Here is a 23401-nt window from a genome sequence, read left to right on the forward strand (position 1 = left end):
TGTCGGCCGGACGCGCGCCGTCCCCGGACCGAGGGGATTCACTTGACCACGCCATCGACGAGCAGTCCGGCGCGCTGGGCCCACAGGGCGGCCTGGACGCGGTTGTCGACGGCGAGCTTGGCGAGCAACGAGCTGACGTGATCCTTGACGGTGCCGGTGCTCAGGTGCATGTGCCGTCCGATCTCGGCGTTGGTCAGCCCCTGGGCCAGGAGCGTCAGGACGTCGCGTTCGCGACGGTTCAGCGCGGTGCCGCGCGCGGGGTCGAATTCCGGGTCGCGATGGCGGCTGAGGTACCCGCCGACCACGACGGGGGCGATCCTCCGGTCCAGTACCACGGCACCTCCGATCAGTGACCTGACGAGGGGGGTGAGGTCGTCCGGGTCGGTGTCCTTGAGGATGTAGCCCGAAGCGCCCGAGCCCAGGGCCTGCGCGATGTACTCGTCGGAGTCGAAGGTGGTGAGCATGGCCGCCACGGGCGGTGCGGGCAGTGCCAGCAGCTGCTCCAGGAGCGCCAGTCCGTCGACGTCGGGCATCCGTACGTCCAGCAGGACCAGGTCGGGGGCGTGTTCCGTGACGGCCGCCAGTGCCTGTCCGCCGGGCACCGCGGCGACCACTTCGATGTCCTCGGCGACGTTGAGGATCAGGCTGAAGCCGGAACGGACGAGCGCCTCGTCGTCGACCACCACTACCCGGATCATTCTCGGTTCCCGCCCTCTGGTCCTGATCGTCGGGCCGGTCCACCGTGCCACGTCTGTTCGTCCGCGGCCGCCGCGCACCCGGCGGCGACCGGAACCAAGGTAACCGGCCGAAATGCGTGCGAAGCACCGTGGAAGCCGGGAGCAGAAGGGCGGCACCTTGCACCCCGGAGGGGGCTTGTGGACGTCCGGAGAAGCCGTTCCCCCTTGGGGCGCGGGGAGTCCGGCCCGGAGGAAGCCGGGTGCTCACGGGATCAGGGACCGGGAAACGCCTCCAGGAGGAGGCACGTCCGAGGCACGTGGAGGTGGCGTGGAGGCGGACCTCAGCAAAGGGTCCTGGGCCCGCCGCTCGGGTCGGAAGCCATAGGAGACCGGCTCGAAGTCGGCCTCGAAGATCGGCTGCAGCCAAGGTCCACCTGAGCGCGGACGGCCGCTGCCGCCCGCTGTCCCTTGTCGTCACCGCCGGGCAGCGGGCGGACTGCACCCAGTTCGAACCGGTGCCGGAGAAGATCCGCGTCCCGCGGACCGGCCCGGGCAGGCCCCGCAAGAAGCCCGACAGCATGGCCGCCGACAATGCCCACAGCAACGGGCCCTGCCGCGCGCACCTGCGCAGACGCCCCCGGTGCGGCCACCGGCGTCCTTGTGCTCCCCGCACCTGGCGGCCAGCAGGGCAAGTGGCCGGCGTTCCATGGGTGAGCGGGACACGGCTCCCGTCGAGAGCAGGCGCATGGCGATCTCGTTGCGGCCCACGTCGAGGCCGTAGGTCACGGTGGCAGGAAGTGGCGGAGGAGCAGGCCCGCAGGATGGTGAGCACAAGGATGCTCTTGCCGTGGGCGGGACGGAGCCCCCGTCCGGCGCCCCTCCTCCTCCGCCCGGTGCCGGCGTCAGCGGATCAGGTTCACCTCCGGGTGGGTGGGGGACGGCATGCTGAACAGGGGCGTCGGACGGTGACGCAGGTGGAGGTCGAAGAAGGCCGCTAGGTAGGCGCGCTGCGCGGCGACGGCGCGGGCCGGGTCGATCGTGCCGAGGAGGTGGTCGACCTCCTCGGCGGGCCAGCCCAGGACCGGCCGGGCGGCGCTCAGCAGCACCTCCAGGTCGGCGAAGCTCCCGTGTCCCGAGCCGTCCAGGAGGAGCTGCCGCCGCCAGGAGGTGAGGCGCGGCCAGAGCGCGTCCCACATGGCGTCGCGGACCGGCCGGTCGTCCGCGGCGCCGAACAGCAGCAGCGGGCGGTCCAGGCCGTCGGCGGCGACGGTGCCGAAGACCGGGCCGTCCAGGGAGGCACCGGCCAGCACGCGGGGGTCGTCATGCAGGATCTGGACGGCGGTGGCGCCGCCCATCGAGTGGCCGGCCACCCCGACGGCGGTGAGGTCGAGGGCCGCGCCGAGGCCCGGTGGGAGGGGCCGTTGCTCGGCGTCGGGGTTGGTGCCGGCGGCGAGGTCGGTGAGCCGGTCGAGGAGGAACCGGATGTCGGCGGTGCGGTAGGCGACGATCTCCTCGTCCGTCATGGCGAACACGGCCGGCTTGTTGCGGACCTCCAGCCGGCCGTCCGGAAAGGCGACTTCACCGGCGTCGAAGGTGTGGTCCAGGACACCGACCAGATAGCCCCGGGAGGCGAGGTCCTCGGCGGCGAGGGTGGCGAAGGAGCGGTCGGCGCGCGAGCCGGGGGAGTAGAGGACCACCGGGTGGCGTGTGGTGCGGTCGACCGGCGCGTCCTGGCGTGCGTGTGTGGCGGGCCAGGAGAGCCGGCCGGGGGCGACGCCGAGGTAGTCGGACTCCAGGTGGGCCCGTTCGGCTGCCCCCGTCCACGGCGCGAGCCGGCGGGCGGGGGTGCCATGGGCGGCGGCCGGGTACCAGAGCTGCGCCATCAGCTCGCGCGGACGCGGGGTGGGCGCCCAGCGGTCGGGGCGCTGCGGGTCGACCAGGTGGAGGGTGGTCGTGCCGACGGGCTGCGGGCCGGTCGGCGCGGGCAGGGTGAGCGTGATCGGAGCGGTGGCCGCGACGGCGACGGCGGCGGCCGAGGGCACGGTCAAGGTTCCGGCGAGCGCGCCGGTGGCCAGCAGCGCGGCGAGCGCGGCGGCGGCGGGACGGGAACGGGGGTTCGGCATGTGGGAGTTCCTCCGAGGGACGGGTCGGTCAGCCGTCCCCACTCTGGTGCCGGGCGTCTCCCGGCGCGCCCCGCCAGGGGCATACGACCGTGGTCGGATGCCGGCCCGCCGGGCCGTGGCTAGCCTGGCCGGGTGCAGAACGAGAAGCGGGTGGTGCCCGTCCCGTGGACCAAGCGGCTGGCGCCCGCGCACCGGGTGTGGACGGACCCGCTCGCCGCGTTGGCCGGTACGGCCGTGACCGCCGCGCGGGTGCTCGAAGCTGCCCGGCACTTCGACCCGCACGGGCGCGGCAACCCGCCGCCGGACAGCCCCGCCGTCGTGGCCGTCGCGCTGCTCACCACCGTGGTGCTGGGCATGGCGCTGGCCGTCCGGCGGCGGGAGCCGGCCGGGGCCTGCGGGCTCGCGCTGTTCGCCTGGGCGGCCACTGCGGTCGGCTGCCGGCAGCCTGCGATCGGGCTGGTCGTCGGGTTCTGGGCGGTGCTGGTGGGGGTGCTGCTCGGGTACACGGCGGCGGTCCGGAACCGGCGGACCGCCCGGTCGGCGCTGGGCGCGGCCGTCGCCGGCTGGATGGTCACCCTGGTGGCACCCGCCGAGGTAGCCGCCAACGTCCTGCTCGCCGTGCTCGGGCAGGCGCTCGGCTGGGCGGCAGGGCACGCGGTCCGCCGCCACCGTGCGCACACCGCCGCGCTGGCCGCCCGGGCGGCGGCCCTGGAGCGCGCCGCGGCTTCGGACGAACGACTTCGGCTGGCAAGGGAGTTGCACGACGTGGTGGCACATAGCCTGGGCGTGGTGAGCGTTCAGGCGGGCTTCGGGCGGTACGCGCTGGAGCGGGCCGGGCAGCAGGACGGGCCGGCCGGGGACGCGCTCGCCGCGATCCGGACGGTGAGTGCGGAGGCACTGCGCGAGACCCGGGTGCTGCTGGCCGTGCTGCGTGAGGACGCCGAGCCGGGCGAGCCGCCGCCCGCGCCCGGCCTGACGGCGGTGGAGCTGGCGCGGCTGGCGGAGCGGACCGGCGCGGCGGGCGTCGCGGTGCAGGTACGGATCCACGGCCGGGAGCGCGAACTGCCGCCCGGCGTGGGCCTGTCCGGCTACCGGATCGTGCAGGAGGCGCTCGCCAACGTGGTTCGCCACTCTGGCGCGGCTGCGGCCCAGGTCGAGGTGGAGTACCGGGACGGCGGGCTGTGGCTGGAAGTCACGGACGGCGGCCCCACCGACGGCCGTACCCGCGCTGCGACGTCGCCGGGCGGCACCGGCCTGGCTGGGATGCGCGAGCGGGTGGCCCCGTACGGCGGATGGTGCGTCGCCGGACCGACACCGGCCGGCGGGTTCCGTGTCACGGCGGGCCTGCCGCTGGACGCCGCGGCCGTGGTCGGGCCGTGACGATCCGCGTGGTGGTGGCCGACGATCAGGCCCTGGTGCGTGCCGGGTTCGCCGGGATCCTGCGTCTGGCCCCCGGTTTCGCGGTAGCGGGCGAAGCGGCCGACGGCGTCCAGGCCGTCGACCTCGCTCACCGGGAGCGGCCGGACGTGGTCCTGATGGACATCCGGATGCCCGGCCTGGACGGTATCGAGGCCACCCGGCGGATCACCGCTGGACCGTCCGGCAGCCGGGTACTGATCCTCACCACCTTCGAACTCGACGAGTACGTGCGTGGCGCGCTGCGTGCCGGGGCCGGCGGTTTTCTGCTCAAGGACGCCGAGCCGGCCGAACTCCTCGCCGCCACCAGGGCGGTGGCCGCCGGTGAGGCCGCGCTCGCGCCCAGCGTCACCCGCCGGCTGATCGCCGGAATGCTCGCCGGTGTACTGCCCGGCGGCCCCGAGGACCCGGCACGCACCCGGGCCCGCGCGGCCGTTGCCGCCCTCACCGCCCGCGAGCGCGAAGTTCTCGCCCTGGTCGGCGACGGCCTCACCAACCCGGAGATCGCCGCCCGCCTGCACATCACCGAGGGAACCGTTAAGACCCACATCGGCCGCCTGCTCCACAAGCTCGCCGCCCGCGACCGCGTCCGCCTCGCCATCCTCGCCCACCACGCGGGCCTGTCCCGCTAGGACTTGTCCGGTCGATCGTGTGCGGAGCCGGATGACGGGGGCGGCTGCGGTGACGGTGCCGAGGCAGACGTAGCCGCGTTTGTCGTATCCGGTGGCGACTGCTCCGGCGTGCTTGAGCTTGTTGATCGCCCGTTCGACGGTGTTCCGCTTCTTGTAGCGCCCCTCGTCGAAGGCCGGTGGCCGTCCGCCGCGTGGGCCCTTGCGTGGGCGGGCGGCCCGGCTGCCGGTCTTCTCCGGCACCGGTTCGAACTGGGTGCAGTCCGCCCGCTGCGATGTCGGAGAACGGCGGCACGGGTTCCGGTCCCGGCCGGCCCGGTGGAGCCTGCGGGGCTGCCGCCCTGGAACGAAGAATGCTGGACCCCGGGCGGTCACAGGTCCCGATGGGTGGCGCGCCGGGCGACGTGGCGCAGGGCATGGACCACGTCGGGCGGGAACGGGGCACGGTCCAGGGCGCGTTGGGCCCGGTCGTGGCGGTGGCGGATCATGCGTTCGGCTTCGTCGTGTGCGCCTGTTTCGAGGATGACGGTCCGGATGCGGTCGGCGTCGTGGTCGGTGAGACCGGGGCGGCCGACGAGTTCGTGCAGGGTCTTCAGCTGTGCGGGGTTCGCGCGTTGATGGGCGAGGGTCATCAGCACGGTGCGTTTGCCTTCGCGCAGGTCGTCCAGGCGGGACTTGCCGGTGCGGTCGGGGTTGCCGAAGACGCCGAGGAGGTCGTCACGCAGTTGGAACGCCTCCCCGAGGGGGAGGGCATAGGCGGTGCAGGCGCGGAGGACCGGTGGGTCGGCGCCGGCGAGGGCGGCGCCGATGTGCAGGGGGCGTTCGCAGGTGTACTTGGCGGTCTTGTAGCGGATGACGGTGAGCGGGACGCGGATGTCGTGGGCGGGGGTGGTGGGGGCCAGGAGGTCGAGGTACTGGCCGTACATGGCCTCCTCGCGCATCAGGTCGCTCAGGCGCCGGACCGCCCGGAGGCGGTCGGCGGGGATGTCGGCGGAGTGGAGGAGTTCGTCGGACCAGCACAGGGCGAGGTCCCCGACGAGGATGGCCGCGCCGGTACCGAGGTGCTCCGCCGCGGCGTCGGGGGTCCGGTCGGCGTACTGCCGGGCGAACGCGCGGTGGACGGTCGGGCGGCCGCGGCGGGTCTCGGAGCGGTCCATGACGTCGTCGTGGATGAGTGCGAAGGCGTGGAAGAACTCCAGCGCGCTCGCGGTGCGCACGACGGCCTCGGGCAGGGGGCCGGGGGAGCCGGCCGCGTACCAGCCGATGGCGCAGAGCAGCGGGCGCAGCCTCTTGCCGCCGGAGTCGAGGAAGGAGCGCAGGCTGCGGGCGGCCGTCGGGGGGAGCCGGCGCCGGGTCGCTGTTTGTTCCTTGGCGGTCAGGAACTCGTGGAGGCACTGTTCGACGGCCTCTCGGATGCCGGGGAGGTCCAAGGCCGCTGTGCAGTCGTCGGGGGTGCTGGTCATGGCCGGAGGCTTCCGATCGGTGTGCGTGGGCGCAGCCCGGGCGGCCCGTGCCGTTGTGGTGCGGCCGTGCGTCGGCCGTGCGGGGTTCTGCGGTGGCGGGGGCGGCCGTCCCCGTCGGCAAGGCGGTGCCGGTGTGGTTCGTGGACGGTGCCCCGTGTTCGGGGGCACTGCGCCGTCGGCTCCCTGCGGTCCGCGTGGTTCAGGCTTGCGATCCGGTGGGTGCGGGGTGTTCCGGGGTGGTCCGGGCGGCGGTGCGGGCCACCGCGCCGAGGCAGACCAGGTCGAGCACGGTGGTGCCGATGTAGAGCCAGGTCAGCAGGTGGGTGTGCGCGTTGGGGAAGTCGGGGGTCCAGCGGGTGAAGGCGAGGGTGATCGAGGCGGTGCCCAGGACCCTGACGACGGTGATCGGGACGGTCTGTCCACGGGCGGAGCGGCGGGCGATGAGCATGGCGAGGAACAGCCCGTCCATGAGGAACATCATCGCGTAGGCCGAGTAGACGCCCCACGGGTCCTGGAAGAAGGAGTTGACGGTCAGGACGGTCGGGAAGGCGATGGCCAGGGTGAGAAGGACCATGGCGTGGAAGACCGGTCGCGGGAGGTGGGGGAACTCGGCCGGGCCGAAGCGCAGGAGCTGGTACAGCAGCACGACGTCGAGCGTGAACCAGGCGGCGATCGCGATGCGCAGGAGCCCCGGGTACGGGGTGACGAAGGAGTAGACGAACTCCCAGGAGATGTTGGCGCAGAGCGCCACGAGCGGCATGCAGTAGGTCTGCTGGCGGAAGCCGAGACGGATCATGAGCGCGTAGGTGATGATCCAGGCCGCGCCGCCGGCGACGAAGAAGACGTGGAACACGGGTGTGCCCTTCCGGGGGTGGGGAGCGTGCGCCGGCCTCACCGGGGACGGCGGGTCACCGTCATCGGCAGACTGCTGGGGCTCAGGACGAAGCCGGCGACCTTGCGCACCCGCGCGCCGGGGACGAGGTGGAAGCGCCACCGCTGGAGGAGGGTCGCCAGGACGACGAGGAGTTCGGCGCGGGCGAGGCTCTCCCCGACGCAGGCGCGGATTCCGGCGCCGAACGGGATGAACATCGCGTCGCCGGTGGCTCCCGCGGGGGTGGTCAGCCAGCGGTCGGGGTCGAAGCGGTGCGGGTCCGGGTAGGCGGCCGGGTCGTGGTGGAGGAGGTAGGGGGAGTACCAGAGGGCGGTGCCCGCGGGCAGGGTGCGGCCGCCGACCTCGACCGTCCCGGCGACCCGGCGGGTGAGCATCCACGCCGGTCCCTCCAGGCGCAAGGTCTCGTCGACGACCCGGCGCAGGAGAGGAAGGGCGTCGAGGTCGTCGACCGTGATGTCGCGCGCTCCGAGGGCGGTGTCGAGTTCCTCCAGGACGCGGAGCTCGACATCGGGGTGGCGGGCGAGTTCGTACAGGGTCCAGGAGAGGCTGACCGCGGTGGATTCGGTGGCGCCGCCGAGCATGGTGATCACCTCGTCGTGGACCTGCTGGTCGGTCAGCCGGTCCCCGGTCGCGCGGTCCTGGGAGTGCAGGAGCACGGACAGCAGGTCGTGGTGGTCGTGTCCGTCGTCGCGGCGGGCCTCGACGATGTGCGAGACGACCTGGTGCAGGCTCGCCACCGCCGCGCGGTAGCGCCGGTTGGTGGGGGTCGGCAGCCGCTCCGCGAGGCCGAACGGTGCGGTCACCCGTTTTCCGATGCCGCGGACGACGGTCAGTCCGGCGTCGTCGATGACGGCTTCCGATCCGTCGTCGAGGTGGCTGTGGTAGAGGATCCGGGTGCCGATCGAGGCCGCGAGGCGGTACATCTGGCGGTCCATCTCCAGCGTCCGGCCGTCCTGCCAGGAGTCCACGCGGTCGGCGGTCGTCCGCGCGGCGACCCGCAGGTAGGCGGGGAAGCGGGAGCGGTGGAAGGCGGGCTGGACCAGGGCCCGCTGGCGCCGGTGGGCGCGGCCCTCCGCCGAGGCCAGACCGTCGCCGATGACCGGGCGCAACTTCTCGAACTGGGCGCCCTTGTGGAAGTGGCGGGCCTGTTCCGTCAGGACGGACCTGGTGAGTGCGGCCGTGGTGGGCAGGTAGACGCGTTGGGGGCCGATGCGCAGTTCGGCGAGGTCGGCCAGTCCGCGCAGGGACTCCAGGAATCCGAGGGGGTCGCGGCGCAGCGACAGCGCGTCGCCCAGCAGGGGCAGGCGGCCGGGAGGGCGGGGGTGGTCAGGGACGTGGGTCGGCATCGGGTGTTCCTCCCGGGCGGTGGGGCGTGGTGGGGGCCGCGGGGTCGGTGAAGCGCAGGGTGTCGCCGTGGTTCCAGGCCAGGACGCCGGCGAGTACGTCGCGGAAGGACACGATCACGTCCTCGTGCCGGGTGCGTTCGGGGCCGCGCAGGCCGGAAGCGGCGATGCGTGCGAGGGTGCGCCGCTCCGTGGCCGGGTAGTCGCGCACTCGTTGTCCGATGCGCCGGGCGACCTCCTCGGCGGCACGTTCGGGGGCCCAACCGCGCTTCCGGGCGAGGACGGTGACGAGGTTGTCGTTCTCGTGGCGGGCCGTCTCCCGGGCGAGGGAGACGAGGTCGTTGTCCCAGCCGGCGATGTCCGCCGCGCACGCGACCTGGGCGTGGTACTCGGCGCTGGTGTGGAGCAGGGGCAGGGTCTCGGTGTCGTGCGCGAGTTCGGCGAGGTCGGCGAAGATCCATGCGCAGCTGGTCCGACGGCGCAGGGCGATGTACTGGCCTTCGGTGGGCGGCGTGCCCTCGCGGCGGTGCTCCGCTTCGGTGGCGAAGGCGTCGAGGGTCTGGCGCAGGTGTGCGTCGAGCCGCTCGGAGAGGGTCCGCGGAACGAGGGCGCGGGTGCGTCGCCGGAGGTCGGCGAAGGCGCCGAGGAGTGGTTCGGGGGGTGCGGTCGACGGTGGGTGGCGCAGGAGCGCGGCAAGGTCGGCGAGGCTGCGCGAACCCGCCGTGCTGTCGGCCGGGTCGTGGTCGAGCCGGTCGTCGAGGACGAAGAGCCAGGTGAGGTACGCGGTGATCAGCGCGAGTGGGGGGCTCTGGGCGTCCGGGTACATGCGGGCGGCGGCCAGGTGCGGTGCGCAGTCGGCCAGCCATGACGCCCGGTCGGCGCGGACCAGGCCGACGGCTGCCGCCCACCGGCCGTTGGCCTCTGCGGTGGTTGCTGCGAGCGGGCTCGTGCGGCCGGGAAAGGGAAGGCCGTAGAGGTCGGGGGGAGCGGCGGGCCGAAGGGGAGCGACGTCGTCGGCGGGGCGCGGATCCTGGTGTGGCATGGCGGTTCCAACGGCTGTGCGGGGACGCGGCACCGTCGGTGGGGGGACGGTGGCGCGGCGGGGCGTTCCAGGGGTGGACCGAGGCGGCTTAGCGTGGGTGGCCGCGACGGTGACGTGAGCCGTGTGCAGCGGTCGGCGTCCGGTGCGGTGGCCGTGCGGGGGCGCGACCGGTGGCTCGGTCCCGCTGTCCCGCTGTTCCTTGTCCCGGGACGAGGAACAGGGTGAGTGGTGCTGGCTGTGCCCGGTGAGCGCGGCGGCGCGGGCCGGGCCGCGCCGACCCAGAAGGCCGCAGTCCGGCTCCCGTGCGCCGAGGAGCCCGGACCGGTGCGGCCGACCGCGCACGGCGGTCAGGCACAGGCGGAGGTTCGAGGCGTCGTCAGGCTGGTGGTGCGAGGTACCCGGGAGCGGCCGGTCACTGGCCGGCCCGACGAGGGCGGCGCCGCTCGTGCCGACCCGGGGGAACTGTCCCACAGAGGGAGGCCCCCGTCACCGGAGCGCGCTGGCGTGTGCGTCGTTCACCGGAGCGAGGGCACGGAGTGTGTGTCGGCCCGCCCGCCCAGGAGTGCACTCGGGGGCGGGTACCCGTGGTCGTGCGACGGTCACCGCATCGCGGCGAGCGCTTCCGTTGACGGGCCCGGCCCTCCCGGTCGGGCGTGGAGCGGTCTGCGCCTGTGGTGGTGGGTCGCGGCTGTCCCCGCTCCGGACACCTGATCCGGCCTGCGGAGCCGGTCGGGGACCGGTTCCGAGCGTGTTCCGGACGGGAGCGGGGGCAGGACTGCCCGGGGTGGGCAGGCTGCTGACGCCTGCCCCGAGTGGAAGAGCGCGGCGGTGCCGGGCACGTTCCCGTCCATGGGGCACAAGTACTGGAGGGGCGGCATAGGTGTCGGCCACGAGCAGTGGGAGTGGCCTTGGCGATCATTGGGGCCTGGAACCTGGAGAACTTCGGCCGACCCCTGCCGGCCGAGAGTCCACCCGACAGCGCGTTCTGATCTCCTGCGTCGGAAACGGCGGATACGTGTGGGAGACCGCGTCGATGGACGGCGGCCGCACCTTCGACGGCCGGCGCCGCCCGGCCGGTTCTCCGGCCCCGTCGGCCTCGGCACCGGCGGTGTTCCCGACGCCCGTGGGGAACACCGCGTGGACGATCACGACCAGGTGGAACGGTGTCAGGAGCGGCCTGTTCCCCGACAGCGCGGCGGTCCCGAAGCGCATCTGGTAGGTCGGCCGGACGTTGTGCGGGAAGCACGGCCGGAAACTCTTCGGCCGTGCTTCCCGTACTGCGGTGGATGCTCCCGGCGCCCGCCGACGAGTGGCGTACGGGTGCTGCGGTGAACCGCGTGGCGGTGGTCGGCCGCCGGACGGGACAACAGGGACGTCGTGGTCGGCAGGAGGAGTCCGGGGACGGGCGAAACGGCGTGGGTTCGGGCGGTCTCCTGACCTAGGCGATGTTCGGGTTGACCGGCTGTTCCGAGCCCGCTGCCACCCGGCGGCCCCTGCCGCGCTTGACGAGGACCACGGTCTTCATGGTGACGCCCTGGTAGTGCGGGGTGTAGTACGTGCCCGTCCAGTAGTCGTGGAAGGACTCCACCGTGCCGATCGTGTACGTCATCGGGTTCGCGGCGGTCTGGCCGCTTCCGGCGAACGCCTCCATCGTCACTGTGTCCTGGCCGTCCATGCCCACCACCGCTGCGGCGTGGTACTGCGACATGATCCGCTCCCCGGGGTTCATGGCGAGCATCAGGTAGGACTGTCCCACCACCGGGCTGGCGTTGCGGTCCGTCGCTCCCTGGAAGTCGCCCGCGCGGTCGCGGTTCTGCTCGTCCGACATGCCGAAGGCCCTGAGTCCGGCGCTCGTACGGACGTTGCTGTTCGCGCCGTCGGCCAGCTCTCCGACGGCGTTGTGCATGATCTCCTCCGCCGTGTGGAGGCAGTCGTCCAGGATGTTGCGCGCCAGCTCGTGTTCCTGGTAGAGCTCCGTGCCGCCGAAGAGGGCCTGTTGCGCCGTGCTTGTCGGGCGCAGGGCCGGGGAGTGGGAGCCCGCGGGCGCGCTGACGCGGATCCAGATCGAGGTGGCGTCGGCGTTCGGGACGGCGAAGACGCCGTTCGCCGAGACCGTCATGTCCTGCTGGTTCGGGTCGGCCTGTGTCGCCCAGCGCTGGACCGCCTCCTGGGCCGCCCCCCGACCGGCCCGGCCCGCCTGTTGTGCGTGCTGCTCGGTCCTCGGCGCCGCCCCGCTCATGGCGCGGCGCGCGTTGCTCTCCGCCTCCCGCTCGAAGCGGTCGGAGGGGTCGGAGACCCGCAGGCCCGCTCCGTTGTCCGTACCCGCCACGGGGCCCTGGCGCTGCTGGATCACGTGGGTGAGTTCGTGGGCGAGCGTGTGCTTGTCGGCGCCGCCGTCCCCGATCACCACGTGGTTCCCGCTGGTGTACGCGCGGGCGCCCACCTCGGCCGCCGACGCCTTCGCCGCGTGGTCGTCGTGGATGCGGACGTCGGAGAAGTCGGCGCCCAGCCGCCTCTCCATGTCCGCGCGTGTGCCGCCGTCCAGTGGCCGGCCGCCGGCCCGCACCACGTCGTGGACGGCCGAGCGCTGGACCGGCGTCTCTTCCGCTTCGTGGCCGCACCCCGCACCGTGCCGGTGCTGCTGCTTCAGGCGCTGGAGGACCACCGCGTTCCCCACCGTCGCCTGCAGCCCGAGGAGCCCGGCGGCCTGTGCGGGTGGTGCGGTGACCGGCCTGCGGACCGTCGTGCGGGCGTCCTCGGTGGCGTTCGACCTGGCCTTCGCGTGGTTCTGCACTGGCGCTTCCTTCGTCGGCGAATCGGAGCCGTACGTGCTGCCCATGTCCTGCGTACGTCTCGTGCAGGTCCTTGTCCTGGATATGCCGGGCGACCCCGCGCACGCCAGGTATTCGAGGGCAGAGTCGACCGGCGGTGAGGGCAGTCCCGGTTCCTCCTGAGGAACTCGACCTCCGCGAGCGCCGCACGACAGCCCGGGGCGAGCCGCCTCGCCTCGCGTATCGCGCCGGATGACGGGACCGCCGAGGGGCGGGCGGCAGTCGGGCGCACCTGACCGCCCGGGCGGCCGAGCCAGCATCGGTCGGGCGACCGGTGCGAGCCTCTGCCGTGGGCGAGTTGACTGCCGCGCACTATCTCCCACCAGGGCAGGCCGTTCGACGTCATCCATGTCGGTGACCCGGCCCGGTACCTCACTCGCTCCGCGTCTGCGTCCCGGCAGTAGCTTGCCGATCGGCCTGCGGGTGCGCCCCGGAGTGGCGGAGACCGGAGCCGCGCCGGGCCCGATCAGGGCCGACCGGTGTCGCCGTACGTCGCGTCAACAGCTCCCGCACCGTGCGCAGTTCACGAGGGCCGGCGCCAGTTGACCCGTTCAGTCACCGTCCAGCCGATCCGCACAGTCGACGAGACAGGAACCGAACGTCATGAGCACACCCGCACCCGCCCGAGCGATCCTCCGCACCGCCAACGCGTTACGGGCCGCCGTGGCGGTGGCCACCGCCACGGCCGCCGTCGCCTTCGCGGCGCCGGCCGTACCCAGCGCGGCCGCCGTCGGTCGCGGCACGGCACCTTCCGTGGCCGTCGTGCTGCCCACCCCGCCCGGCACGCCCTTCGGTGACCCCACCGGGGTGAACAGGCTCGGCGTCGTCATCGGGAGCGTGTCCTCCGGCAATCCCGGTGACGGCCCCCGCGCGGTGCGCTGGGACGACGACCACACCGTCGCCGTCCTCGACCCGCTCCCCGGCGACCACTACGGGAGGACCGTCGCGCTCAACGACGCGGGCACCGTGATCGGTGGCGGGACGGCGGATCCCGACTCCGGTGCCGGGCACGCCCTGGTCTGGGGCGCCGACCACAGCCGCCGGGACCTGGGCGCGGGCACCAGTGCCACGGTGCTCAACGCCTCGGGCCACATCGCGGGCACCGTGCCGCCCGCCGACCCGGACACCGCCCGGCGCGACGCGGCCCTCTGGCGGCCCGGTGGTGCGCGCAGGACGCTCGGGGCGCCCGCCGGCGTATCGGGCACTGTTCCCAGCGGCATCAACGCCGCCGCCGTCGTCGTCGGATACACCTGGAGCGGTATCCCCGCCCGCGAGTACCAGCAGGCGGTGCGCTGGAGTTCCGACGGGACGGCCACCGTGCTTCCGCTCGCCGGGGGCGAGCAGTACGCGGCCGCCCTGTTCGTCAACGACGCCGGTCTCGTCGCCGGAGTCCAACTGCTGCACGGAAGCGCCATGTACGCGTCCCACCTGGCCGTGGTCTGGCGACCGTAGTCCCTCGCGGTTGCGCCCCTGCGGCCGGTTCCCGCGTCGCAGGGGCGACGGCGGCTTCCCTTGCCGAGCCCCGGTGCGCCACCGACGGCCCGCCCCCGGAGGTCAGGGCGTTCCGGTGGGGCCCGGTCCGTGGCTCCGGCCGCGTCCGGCGGTCCCGGTGCGCAAGCGCTGCGGTCCGTCGGCGAGGGGGTCGTCCGGGAAACGGGTGAACCGGAACCGTGGTCGCGCACCGCGATCCGGACGCCGGTGGCGGTCACCTCGACGCGCGGCGTGCTGTGGTGGTGGGCGCACCGCTGGGACAGCCGGCCCGACCGTCACCCGTGAACACGCGCCCGATGGTGCGTCGAGCGGTTCACTGCTCGTCGTCGAGGCCCTCGACGTCGACAGGCTGCCTTCCGTCGAACGTCACGAGGATTCCGTAGGGGTCCGCCAGCCGGAGCCTGCTCTCCGTGAAACGGATCGCCCAGGTTCCGTCGGCCCACACGGTTGCTTCAGGAACTGCCAGTGGCAATTCCGGACGGTCGAGCCAGCTCAGTTCCTCGGTGGTGAGTTCGAAGTGCGCTTCCCGGAGTCGGGTGCGGCAGTACTCCAGAGCGTGGTCGACGAGGACATCGAAGTGGGTCACGATGTCGTGAGCGAATTGGAGGGTGGCCTCTTCCGGTGGGGCGGCCGGCTCGATCACCAGACTCATCGCGATCCCGACGGCGCCTGTCTGCTCCGGGAGGTAACCGGTCCAGCAGGCCAGCGACGGAGGGCTCTCCGTCCTGCCCAGTACCACCCCGGCTATACGCACGGTCGCGGGCAGCTTTGCGTCGACGCCAGGCTCTTCGGCGCCCGCGCTTCTCGTGGGTGCGCCGTTGTCGGTCATCGGCTCAGCATAGGTCAATCCTGGTCACGATCATGATCGACGGCCGAGGCACGTAGCCGCTCGTGCCCTGCGCCCCGAGCCCTGTTCGCCCGGTCTGTCGATCATTCGAACCAGGCCCATCGGCTCAGATCGGGGCGATCCTGCCCGGCCAACGCCCGACCGGCCGACGGAGGTGCTCGGTCACAGCCTGCTGCAGACCGGCCCGCACCGTGTCGGCGGCGCGGTGACCGACACGCCGCCGGCCCGGTCCGGGGCTTACCGGCTCCCGGTAGGGGCTGATCGGGCGTGGGAGCGCGCCGAGAGTCTCGACAGTCCGTTGACCAGTGGCGCCGTCCTCGACGGGGCCACCGGATTCGCGCTGGTCGCGGTTCTGGAACACGACCGGATCTGCCGCCGGCGCACAGCCTCCTGAGCAGTGGGTGGCCACCGGTACACCGGCCCCGACGTCCACCTGTTGCTCCCCGGCTCCCCCCGCGAAGCTGGTGCACGCCGCCGGTCGAACCCCTCAACGGGCCTGGAGCCCGGGAAGGACCCGGGCTCAGCGCGCCGGTCGGTCGTGAAAGGAAACACACCCTCCATGCACAAGCACGTCCGGCTCATCGCCGTCGCCGTCGCCGTCACCGCGTCCCTGACGGCCGCGGCGCCGCTCGCCAGCGCCGCCGCACAGCCCCGGCACACCCTCCAGACGACGGCGTCGGCGGCCACCGCCGACACGGAGACCGTCACGCTCACCGCGAACGAGCTCGCGCAGATCCGGCTCGTCGCGGCGGAATTCCAGGAGGAGACCGCCCCCGGTACCGCCGCCCCCGAGTACACCACCTACTCGGGCAAGGGCGACGTCGCCAAGAAGATCGTCTCGATGCTGAAGAAGTCCCCGAAGCTCTTCAAGTCGGCGATCGGCAAGGCCAAGGAGGGCAAGGGTGCGTTCGACGGGTGGATGGGCAAGCAGAACATCCTGGTCCGCGGGGCCTACTGGGCCGCCGGAGGCTACGCCCAGAGCGAGGTCATCGACTACCTCGCCTCCCTGACGAACTGACCGCCCGGTGGGGGTGGGCACGGCGGTGCCCACCCCCACCGCAACCGCAAGGACCCCCGGTGACCGTGCCCGAACGACCCTCCTCGACCCTCCAGGACCTCATCGCCCACACCGGCTTCCTCCTGGTGATCCCCGCCTTCGCCCTGAGGCTGCTCTCCCGCCACGGAGACCAGCCGGTGGCCTACCTGACGACCTCCTGGATCCTCCAGGGCCTCGCCCTGCTCGCGGTGCTCGCGGGCATGACCGTCGCTGTCACCCGCTCCACCCGCCCCTCTCCCGGCATGTGGGGCCTGCTGGTCCTGTGGACCTTCGGGACCGCGCTGGCCCTCCTGAACGCTGTGGCCTGAGCTTCGTACTTTCTCCTGCGGCTTGACGTCTACAGGAGCATCCCCCCCCGCCGCCCGTGTGCGGGACGTCGCAGCCGCCGGCTCCCGTACACGGCCCGCGTGAAGCCGCCGTCTCCGACGACGCCTCCGTGATGCGGGGGTCCGGACGTCGGCTCCTGCCCGGTCAGGGGAGGAAGTGAAACCCCGAGGATCCGTCACCCGTTGGGCACGGGACCGTCCTCGACCTCCCGGAGGCACCGTGAAACGCGTCCACGCCACCATCGCACTGGGCTCCGACCGCGCGAGCGACGCGGGGAGCGTCAGCACAACCCGCCGGAGGCGAGGCGCGGTGAGTCGCGTCGCACTTCGCGCGCGCGGGGGGCTCGGCTCAACAGTCAGCAGGCCCGGCGGGCGGGACTCACCCCGAAGCCGTTCCTCCCGGGTCACGCACGGTCGTACCCCCGGCACACAGCCGGACTACGGTACTGCTGTACTAGATTCGATCATGACGGCTGAACGGGATTCCCGGAGACAGCCGGGCGGACCGGCCGGAGCCCCATGAGGGAACGGCCCGGAACCGCTGCACACATCAACCGGCGGAGGACCGAGACTGCCATGCGCACTACTACGCACACCGACATAGTCGTCGTCGGAGGCGGGCCGGTCGGCATGCTGATAGCCGCCGAGCTGGGGGCATACGGGATCGACGTCGTGGTGCTGGAGGAGAACAGTGCGACACCCGATCAGCCCAAGGCCGGGACCGTCCACGCCAGGGCGGTGCAGGCACTGGTCCGGCGGGGCTACCTCGGACTGCCCCGGGTCTCCGACGCTCCGGTGACCGAGCAGTTCCACTTCGCCGGAATGCCCGGCCTGACGATCACGGTTCCCGCGGGCGAGCCGGAACCCGTCCTCAAGCGCGCACAGGCCGATCTGGAGCGGGAGTTCGAGGAACGGGCCCGCGATCGCGGAGTGACCGTGCTGCGCGGCCACCGAGTGACCGCGCTGCGCCAGGGAGACGACGGGGTCGAGGTGGTGGCCGAGGGGCCGGGGGGCAGCCGCACGTACAGCGCCGGCTTCGTGGTCGGGGCCGACGGCGCGCGCAGCGTCGTACGCCGGGAGGCCGGCTTCGCCGAGGACACGCATCCCGCGACGGTGTCGGCGATGATGGGTCTGGTCCGGCTGACCGAGCCCGACAAGGCGCCGCGGGGCTGGTGCCGTACCGAGCGCGGCTGGGTCGTCGCGAAGCCCGTTCCCGACGGGCACACCCTCGTCCGCACACTCGACTGCAGCGGGCCCCACCCCCACCGGGGCACGCGGGTGACGGTGCGGGAACTGCAGGACGAGGCGTCCAGGATCGCCGGATACGACATCCCGATGGAGGACGCGCTCTCCCTGACCCGGTTCAGCGACTTCACCCGGCTGGTGCGCCACTACCGCAAGGGCCGCGTGTTCCTGGCGGGGGACGCCGCGCACGTCCACTTCCCGATCGGGGGGCAGGGGTTGAGCACCGGACTGGTCGACGCGCTCAACCTGGGCTGGAAGCTGGCGCACGCCGTGCGCGGAACGGCGGGCGAGGGGCTGCTCGACACGTACGACGACGAGCGCAGGCCGGCCGCGCAGCGGGTCATCGACAACACTCGCGTCCAGCTGACGCTGATGCGACCCGGGCCCGAACTCGACCCGCTGCGCGCGATGGTCGCCGAGCTGCTGACGCTCGAACAGGCCCGTGGGCACATGGGCGACTTGATCAGCGCGCAGGAGACGGTGTACCCGGTCCGCTCGGGCCTCGCCTCCCGGTGGGAGGGGCGGTTCCTGGAGAACGTCCCGGTGCGGGAGGGTGCGGAGCCGCAGGACGTGACGGGGCTGCTGTCCGACGGCCGGCCGCTGCTTCTCCTGTCCGGCGAGCGGGCCGAGGCCCACGGCAGGTCGGCCCGGGGCTGGGCCCATGTGCTGAACACCGTTGCCGCGTCGCCGGATGCCGTCCTCCCGTGCGAGGCGGTGCTGGTGCGTCCTGACGGCCACATCGCCTGGGCACCGGACGCGGGTGACCTCTCCGACGCGCTGCGCCGGTGGTTCGGCGAGCCCCGGTAGCCGCCGGCGGGCCGCCGTCCGGCCGATGCCCTGTCGGGGCTCTGCCGGGGCGGCCCGCGCGGTCCTTCCGCCGTGCTCGGTCAGGCAGTTCACGTTGTCACGCCGCCGTCTTCCCCGCTGTGACCCGGATCTCTTCGTTGAGCAATGACCTGATCAGTGCATAAGATCATCCGCCTGGTTCGGATCTTGTTCCGGAAGCGGCTCACCCGCCGCCTGCGGGACCCATGGGGGAGTTCATGAACACGACGACGTTCGACACGGGAATCGACCGGGCGTCCAGCACGCCGGTTCCCGCGTCACTGGCTGAGCTGCATCGCGCCAGGGAGGCCGACGCCTTCCCCGTCAGCTGGGCACGGACCGGGGACGACCAGTACTCGGTCATCGCCCAGTGGCCCAGCGTGCACCCCTACTTCGTACCGGTGCACGGGCACCGCTTCGATCCACTGCTCGTCACCGAGACCATGCGTCAGGCCACCCTGCTCGTACTGCACGCCGGGTACGGCGTTCCCCTGGGCCACCACTTCCTCCTGACGGAGCTGCGGTTCACCTGCGAACCGGACCGGCTCGCCATCGTGGACGCCACGGCGGAGGTGGAGGTGCAGGTGGCCTGCTCGGAGCTGAAGCGGGCCCAGGGGCACGTCTCCCATCTCAAGGTCGACATGGTCGTCCACCGTGCCGGGTCGCCCGTGGCCACGGGCTCCATCCTGGGACGGATCGTCGGCCCGGAGACCTACCGCCGGATACGGGGCGACCGCGGCGTCCCGGGATTCGAGGTCCCGGGCACGCCTCCGGTGACCGCCGGGCTCGTCGGCCGGTCGCACCCCGAGGACGTCCTGCTCTCGCCCACCCCGCAGGACCGGCTGTGGCAGCTGCGGGTCGACACCGGGCACCCGGTCCTGTTCCAGGGCGAGAAGGACCACGTCCCCGGGATGCTGCTGCTCGAAGCAGCCAGGCAGGCGGCCGAACTGGCCACGCCCTCCCAGCCGTTCGTCCCGTCCTCGGGACGCGTGACCTTCCAGCGCTACGCGGAGTTCGGCATCCCCTGCTGGATAGAGGCCGACGCACTGCCCGCCTCGCGCGCCGGAACGACCGGCATCACCGTCACGGGGAGCCAGGACGGCAGCGCGGTGTTCCTCGCCGAGCTCTCCACGGACCTTCCCACCTGCTGACGAACGGTAACCCACACATGATCCTCGTCACCGGCGCAACCGGCACGACAGGGCGGGAGGTCGCCCGCCTGCTGGCCCCCGGCCACCCGCTGCGCATCCTCACGAGACGGCCCGAACTCGTCACCGCCCAGGGGCCCGCCGTCACCGTGGTCCGCGGCGGCTTCACGGACCCCGAGAGCCTCCACCGGGCACTGACGGGAGTCCGCGCCGCCTACCTGGTCACCAACCGGGTGACGGAGGACGACGACGCCCGCTTCATCGACGCGGCCCGGGCCTGCGGCGTACGGCATCTGGTCAAACTCTCAGCAGCCGCCGTGGAGGATCCGGAGGCGGACGACCTCATCACCCGCTGGCAGCGCGAGAACGAGCGGGCCCTGCGCGAATCGGGACTCGCGTGGACCTTGCTGCGCCCCCGGTCCTTCATGTCCAACACCTTGTCGTGGGCACCGGCCGTCCGTTCCGACGGCGTCGTGCGTGCGCTCCACGGGGACTCCGCCAACGCCTGCGTGGACCCGCGGGACGTCGCCGAGGTCGCGGTGCACGCTCTGACGCGGGACGGGCAGGAAGGCCGCGTGCACGCGCTCTCCGGCCCGGAGGCGGTCACCGCGCGCGAACAGACCGCCGTGCTCTCGAAGGTGCTGGGGCGCCCCCTGCGCTTCGAGGAACTCGGGCCGGAGCGGGCCCGCTCCGCACTGCTGGACCGCTACCCCGAGGCGGTCGTCGAAGCACTCCTGCGGAGCGCGGAACGCCAGAAGGCCGGCGCGAAAGCACGGGTGGACTCCGCGGCGCCCGCGCTGCTGGGACGCCCCTCACGGTCCTTCGCGACCTGGGCGGCGGACCACGCGCAGGCGTTCGCCTGACCGCTCCGCCGGACAGCGCAGGGCCGGACCGCCGGGCTGTACGCCGGGCCGGGTCCCCAGGGACGGCGGCCACGCCGTCCGGGCGGGTGCTCCTGCCGCTGCCCGGTGGCCTGAGGCACGGGGGTCGCGGTCGTCGCGGCCCCCGAGACCCTCGGTACCCGCCTCCGGCAGCGGTTCGCGGACTCGCCGACCACCGGGACCGTGCCGTGTCGGCGCCCGTGGAGCGGGGCTGTGCTCCCGGCTGCTGCTGCCCGCCCCGCGCCGACCCGGCTCAGCGCGGGGTCCACTGGAGGTGCAGGACGGCGAGGTCGTCGGTGTGGCGGCCGGCGTTGAGGGCGTGGGTCTGCTTGATGATCAGGTCGACGTGGGTCGCCGGGTCGGCCACGACGGCGGCGTTGATCAGAGCGAGCAGTCCCTCGACGCCCAGCCGTTCACCTGTGCTGCCGTTGTGTCCTTCGGTGAGGCCGTCGGTGTAGATGGTCAGCGCGCCGCTCGCCGGCAGCGGGAGGAGTGTGCTGGGCCAGTTCCGCAGGCCCGGCAGGATGCCGAGCGCGATGCCGTGGGCGGCGCTCACCTCGGTGGTGCCGGACGCGGTGGTGAGCAGCGGTTCGTGGTGGCCGGCCAGGTGGAGGACGGCGGTGCCCCGGGCCTGGTCGAGGGTGAGCAGCGTGCAGGTGGCGAAGTGCGACGCGCTGCCGCGTTCGGCGACCAGGACACGCTCCATCAGGTGCAGGAGTCCTTCACCTCGGTGGCCACCGAGGACCAGTGCGCGCCAGGAGACGCGGAGCAGGACGCCGAGGGCGGCAGCGTCGCGGCCGTGGCCGCTGACGTCGCCGACCACCGCGTGCAGCAGGCCGTCCTCGCCCACGACGACATCGAGGAAGTCGCCCCCGAGCAGGGCCATCGCGGTGCCGGGCAGGTAGCGGCTGGTGACGGTCACGGTGGAGGTGCCGAGGATCGGCGGCGGGAGGAGGCCGCGTTCGAGCCGGGCGTTCTCCTCCGCCCGCAGCCGGACGGTCTGCGCCTCCATCGCGGCCTGCTCGGTGTGGCTGCGGTAGACCGCGTAGCGCAGGGTTCGGCGCAGCAGTTCGGGGTCGACCTTGCCCTTGACGAGGTAGTCCTGCGCACCGGCCGCCATGGCGTCGGTGCCTGCCTTCTCCTCGGCCAGGCCGGTCAGCACGATGACGGCGTTGTGGGGTGCGAGTTCGCGCACGGCGGTGACGGCGGCGGTGCCTGCGGCGTCGGGCAGGTGCAGATCGAGCAGGACGCAGTCGATGGGCCGGGTGGCCAGGGTGGAACGGGCCTCGGCGAGGGTGGTGGCGACACAGAGGTCGAAGCGCAGGCCGGTGTCGACGAGAAGCTCCTCCACCAGGATGGCGTCGGCGGCGTCGTCCTCGATGAGCAGGACCCGGTAGTGCTGGTCGTTCACTGTCGCGCCGGGCGTGGTGATGGCGGTCATGGTGTGTGCGGCTCCGCTTCGGTTCCTGCGCGGGTGGCCCCGGTCAGGGGAGTGACGCGAGGGTCCTGGGGCGGTCGGGCGGCGAGGGTGAACGCGATGCGGGTCCCGTCGCTGTGGTCCGGGTCGACGGCGATGGTGCCGCCGTGGAACTCGACGATCTTGCGGCACATTGCCAGGCCGATGCCGCTTCCGCTGAACGCCTCCTTGGTGTGCAGGCGCTGGAAGATGACGAAGACCTTGTCGGCGAATTCCGGGGCGATGCCGATACCGTCGTCGGTGACCGCGAAGTGCCACAGCGGGCCTTCGCGCTCGGCCGTGATGTGGATGTGGGGCGGTCGGCCGGGGTGGTGGAACTTGACGGCGTTGCCGATCAGGTTCTGGAAGAGCATCCCCATCTGAGTGGAGTCCGCCACCAGGGCCGGCAGCGGGTCGTGGGTGATGTCGGCGCCCGCTTCCTGGATGGCGATGCCGAGCGCGTCCAGGGTGCGGTCGAGGGTCTCCTCCAGGTTCACCTCGTCGGTGGTGTTGAGGACCCGGCCGACCCGGGAGAAGTCGAGCAGGTCGTTGATGAGGGTCTGCATGCGGTTGGCGCCGTCGACGGCGAAGCCGATGTACTGGTCGGCCCGGGCGTCCAGTTGTCCGCCGTACCGGCGCTGGAGCAGTTGGGTGAAGCTGGAGACCTTGCGCAACGGTTCCTGGAGGTCGTGCGAGGCGACGTAGGCGAACTGCTCCAGCTCGGCGTTGGACCGCTGGAGGTCTGCCGCCTGGGTGTCCAGGCGCATCCGCGCCTCTTCGGTGAAGGCCAGCTCGTGGACCAGACGGCGGCGCATGGAGTCGACGTCGGCGCTCAGTTGCCGCAGGTCGGCCGGCCCGGTCAGCGCGATGGCGTGCTCGAATTCGCCCTTGGTGATCCGACGGGTGTCCGCGCCGAGCTGTTCCAGTGGGCGGGTGATGCCTCGGCGCAGGCCCTCGAAGACCAGGACGGTGAGCAGGGCGACGACTGCGGCGATCGCGGTGAACACCAGGTTGCGCAGGTCGAAGGTCGTGGTCAGGGCATCGCGGGCCTCGGCGCGGTCGGCGCGCAGGCGGTCCTGCTGGGCGGTCATCGCGGTCCGCAGCGCGTCGAAGGACGCCTTGCTGTCGGTGACCAGGCCGGTGGCCTGGGGGCTGGGCGTGCCCTGGGGTTGGGCGGCGATCGGTCGGGCGATCTTCTCCTGCCAATCCGCGATGGCCGTCTCGACACGAGCGAGGTCGTCGAGGGCTTCCGGGTCGTCGGGCAGCAGCTCGGTGAGGCGGGTGGTGCAGGTGGCCTGGTCGGCCAGTCCTTGCTGGTAGGGCTGGAGGAACTCGGGGTTGCCGGTGAGTCCGTAGCCGCGGATGCCGGTCTCCTGGTTGAGCATGGCCGCTTCCAGGCGGAACGAGGACGTCAGCGCCGGTGAGCGGGTGTCGACCAGGTCGACGCTGATGGTCTCGGTGCGCTGCAGGACCCAGGCCCCGGTGAGGCCGAGGGCGGCCAGGACGGTGAGGGACAGGGCGGCGCCCACGCGCAGCCACCGCCTGGTCGTCCACGTGGACAGGGACCGCGGACGCGGCGGCCTGTGGTCGTCGTGCATCGTGTTCGCCCTTCCAGGTGGCGGCCATCCGGGTGAGGCGGCCAGCGCATACTGTAGAGCCAGTGACGACAACCATTGTTGTCGAGGGTCGGATTGCGGCCTAAGGTACCG

18 protein-coding genes are annotated in these 23401 nt (G+C 72.9%); 8 read left to right on the forward strand and 10 right to left on the reverse strand.

The features are described 5' to 3' along the window. Positions 1 to 38: 38 nt before the first annotated feature. Together ACIQ9P_RS32230 and ACIQ9P_RS32235 are read right to left on the reverse strand one after the other, a co-directional pair. A complete protein-coding gene (locus tag ACIQ9P_RS32230) occupies positions 39 to 698 on the reverse strand; it encodes a response regulator (protein WP_402364162.1) in 660 nt (219 codons plus the stop codon). Positions 699 to 1579: 881 nt separating this feature from the next. After that, on the reverse strand, positions 1580 to 2800 hold the full coding sequence (locus ACIQ9P_RS32235; protein WP_402364165.1) for an alpha/beta hydrolase family protein: 1221 nt from the start codon (positions 2798 to 2800) through the stop codon (positions 1580 to 1582). A 132-nt stretch (positions 2801 to 2932) separates the two neighbouring features. On the opposite strand from ACIQ9P_RS32235, the gene ACIQ9P_RS32240 reads away from it, so the two are divergent. Both ACIQ9P_RS32240 and ACIQ9P_RS32245 read left to right on the forward strand, forming a co-directional pair. Further along, positions 2933 to 4180 (forward strand): sensor histidine kinase, encoded by a 1248-nt coding sequence (locus tag ACIQ9P_RS32240; protein ID WP_402364168.1) that lies wholly within the window; start codon positions 2933 to 2935, stop codon positions 4178 to 4180. Further along, positions 4177 to 4848: a response regulator gene (locus ACIQ9P_RS32245; protein WP_402364171.1), complete on the forward strand. Its 672-nt coding sequence runs from the start codon at positions 4177 to 4179 to the stop codon at positions 4846 to 4848. Before ACIQ9P_RS32240 ends, ACIQ9P_RS32245 begins: the two co-directional genes overlap by 4 nt. 368 nt (positions 4849 to 5216) lie before the next feature. Here the strand turns inward: ACIQ9P_RS32245 and ACIQ9P_RS32250 are convergent, their stop codons facing one another. The 5 genes from ACIQ9P_RS32250 to ACIQ9P_RS32270 all read right to left on the reverse strand — a co-directional run bounded on the left by ACIQ9P_RS32250 (position 5217) and on the right by ACIQ9P_RS32270 (position 12379). After that, complete coding sequence (locus ACIQ9P_RS32250) at positions 5217 to 6308, reverse strand: polyprenyl synthetase family protein (RefSeq protein ID WP_402364174.1); 1092 nt, start codon at positions 6306 to 6308, stop codon at positions 5217 to 5219. Positions 6309 to 6507: 199 nt separating this feature from the next. Further along, entirely contained in the window at positions 6508 to 7161 is a 654-nt protein-coding gene (locus ACIQ9P_RS32255; RefSeq protein ID WP_402364177.1) for a hypothetical protein, read from the reverse strand. Between the two features lie 38 nt (positions 7162 to 7199). Further along, positions 7200 to 8546 (reverse strand): cytochrome P450, encoded by a 1347-nt coding sequence (locus tag ACIQ9P_RS32260; protein WP_402364180.1) that lies wholly within the window; start codon positions 8544 to 8546, stop codon positions 7200 to 7202. Then, positions 8527 to 9585, reverse strand: a complete 1059-nt coding sequence (locus ACIQ9P_RS32265) for a hypothetical protein (protein ID WP_402364183.1) — start codon at positions 9583 to 9585, stop codon at positions 8527 to 8529. The genes ACIQ9P_RS32260 and ACIQ9P_RS32265 overlap by 20 nt, the downstream gene beginning before the upstream one ends. A gap of 1438 nt (positions 9586 to 11023) precedes the next feature. Then, entirely contained in the window at positions 11024 to 12379 is a 1356-nt protein-coding gene (locus ACIQ9P_RS32270; protein ID WP_402364186.1) for a DUF4157 domain-containing protein, read from the reverse strand. Positions 12380 to 13019: 640 nt separating this feature from the next. Here ACIQ9P_RS32270 and ACIQ9P_RS32275 point away from each other — a divergent pair. Then, the gene (locus tag ACIQ9P_RS32275; RefSeq protein WP_402364189.1) at positions 13020 to 13868 is read left to right on the forward strand and encodes a hypothetical protein; all 849 of its coding nucleotides are present in this window, start codon (positions 13020 to 13022) and stop codon (positions 13866 to 13868) included. Positions 13869 to 14220: 352 nt separating this feature from the next. Here ACIQ9P_RS32275 and ACIQ9P_RS32280 read toward each other — a convergent pair whose 3' ends face one another. After that, on the reverse strand, positions 14221 to 14736 hold the full coding sequence (locus ACIQ9P_RS32280; RefSeq protein WP_402364192.1) for a hypothetical protein: 516 nt from the start codon (positions 14734 to 14736) through the stop codon (positions 14221 to 14223). A gap of 577 nt (positions 14737 to 15313) precedes the next feature. Here ACIQ9P_RS32280 and ACIQ9P_RS32285 point away from each other — a divergent pair. From ACIQ9P_RS32285 to ACIQ9P_RS32305, 5 genes are all read left to right on the forward strand, one after another. Further along, positions 15314 to 15772, forward strand: a complete 459-nt coding sequence (locus tag ACIQ9P_RS32285) for a hypothetical protein (RefSeq protein WP_402364195.1) — start codon at positions 15314 to 15316, stop codon at positions 15770 to 15772. A gap of 65 nt (positions 15773 to 15837) precedes the next feature. Continuing rightward, positions 15838 to 16119, forward strand: a complete 282-nt coding sequence (locus ACIQ9P_RS32290; RefSeq protein ID WP_402364198.1) for a hypothetical protein — start codon at positions 15838 to 15840, stop codon at positions 16117 to 16119. Positions 16120 to 16713: 594 nt separating this feature from the next. Beyond that, positions 16714 to 18189, forward strand: a complete 1476-nt coding sequence (locus ACIQ9P_RS32295) for an FAD-dependent monooxygenase (protein WP_402364201.1) — start codon at positions 16714 to 16716, stop codon at positions 18187 to 18189. Between the two features lie 236 nt (positions 18190 to 18425). After that, the gene (locus ACIQ9P_RS32300; protein WP_402364204.1) at positions 18426 to 19358 is read left to right on the forward strand and encodes a ScbA/BarX family gamma-butyrolactone biosynthesis protein; all 933 of its coding nucleotides are present in this window, start codon (positions 18426 to 18428) and stop codon (positions 19356 to 19358) included. Between the two features lie 17 nt (positions 19359 to 19375). After that, a complete protein-coding gene (locus ACIQ9P_RS32305) occupies positions 19376 to 20218 on the forward strand; it encodes an NAD(P)H-binding protein (RefSeq protein ID WP_402364207.1) in 843 nt (280 codons plus the stop codon). 271 nt (positions 20219 to 20489) lie between these two features. Here the strand turns inward: ACIQ9P_RS32305 and ACIQ9P_RS32310 are convergent, their stop codons facing one another. Together ACIQ9P_RS32310 and ACIQ9P_RS32315 are read right to left on the reverse strand one after the other, a co-directional pair. After that, positions 20490 to 21677 carry a PP2C family protein-serine/threonine phosphatase gene (locus ACIQ9P_RS32310; RefSeq protein WP_402364210.1) on the reverse strand — a complete coding sequence of 396 codons (1188 nt, stop codon included), beginning with the start codon at positions 21675 to 21677 and terminating at the stop codon, positions 20490 to 20492. Beyond that, on the reverse strand, positions 21674 to 23290 hold the full coding sequence (locus ACIQ9P_RS32315; protein WP_402364213.1) for a CHASE3 domain-containing protein: 1617 nt from the start codon (positions 23288 to 23290) through the stop codon (positions 21674 to 21676). The genes ACIQ9P_RS32310 and ACIQ9P_RS32315 overlap by 4 nt, the downstream gene beginning before the upstream one ends. Positions 23291 to 23401: the final 111 nt, after the last annotated feature.

The sequence above is a fragment of the Kitasatospora sp. NPDC094019 genome, assembly GCF_044764505.1.
Lineage (GTDB): Bacteria > Actinomycetota > Actinomycetes > Streptomycetales > Streptomycetaceae > Kitasatospora.

What these genes read in the sequence shown, in the direction of transcription:
- ACIQ9P_RS32305 (WP_402364207.1), top strand. Translation starts at nt 19,376, where the DNA reads ATGATCCTCGTCACCGGCGCAACCGGCACGACAGGGCGGGAGGTCGCC.
- ACIQ9P_RS32250 (WP_402364174.1), bottom strand. Translation starts at nt 6,308, where the DNA reads ATGACCAGCACCCCCGACGACTGCACAGCGGCCTTGGACCTCCCCGGC.
- ACIQ9P_RS32230 (WP_402364162.1), bottom strand. Translation starts at nt 698, where the DNA reads ATGATCCGGGTAGTGGTGGTCGACGACGAGGCGCTCGTCCGTTCCGGC.
- ACIQ9P_RS32285 (WP_402364195.1), top strand. Translation starts at nt 15,314, where the DNA reads ATGCACAAGCACGTCCGGCTCATCGCCGTCGCCGTCGCCGTCACCGCG.
- ACIQ9P_RS32310 (WP_402364210.1), bottom strand. Translation starts at nt 21,677, where the DNA reads ATGACCGCCATCACCACGCCCGGCGCGACAGTGAACGACCAGCACTAC.
- ACIQ9P_RS32300 (WP_402364204.1), top strand. Translation starts at nt 18,426, where the DNA reads ATGAACACGACGACGTTCGACACGGGAATCGACCGGGCGTCCAGCACG.
- ACIQ9P_RS32265 (WP_402364183.1), bottom strand. Translation starts at nt 9,585, where the DNA reads ATGCCACACCAGGATCCGCGCCCCGCCGACGACGTCGCTCCCCTTCGG.
- ACIQ9P_RS32260 (WP_402364180.1), bottom strand. Translation starts at nt 8,546, where the DNA reads ATGCCGACCCACGTCCCTGACCACCCCCGCCCTCCCGGCCGCCTGCCC.
- ACIQ9P_RS32280 (WP_402364192.1), bottom strand. Translation starts at nt 14,736, where the DNA reads ATGACCGACAACGGCGCACCCACGAGAAGCGCGGGCGCCGAAGAGCCT.
- ACIQ9P_RS32235 (WP_402364165.1), bottom strand. Translation starts at nt 2,800, where the DNA reads ATGCCGAACCCCCGTTCCCGTCCCGCCGCCGCCGCGCTCGCCGCGCTG.
- ACIQ9P_RS32275 (WP_402364189.1), top strand. Translation starts at nt 13,020, where the DNA reads ATGAGCACACCCGCACCCGCCCGAGCGATCCTCCGCACCGCCAACGCG.
- ACIQ9P_RS32315 (WP_402364213.1), bottom strand. Translation starts at nt 23,290, where the DNA reads ATGCACGACGACCACAGGCCGCCGCGTCCGCGGTCCCTGTCCACGTGG.
- ACIQ9P_RS32295 (WP_402364201.1), top strand. Translation starts at nt 16,714, where the DNA reads ATGCGCACTACTACGCACACCGACATAGTCGTCGTCGGAGGCGGGCCG.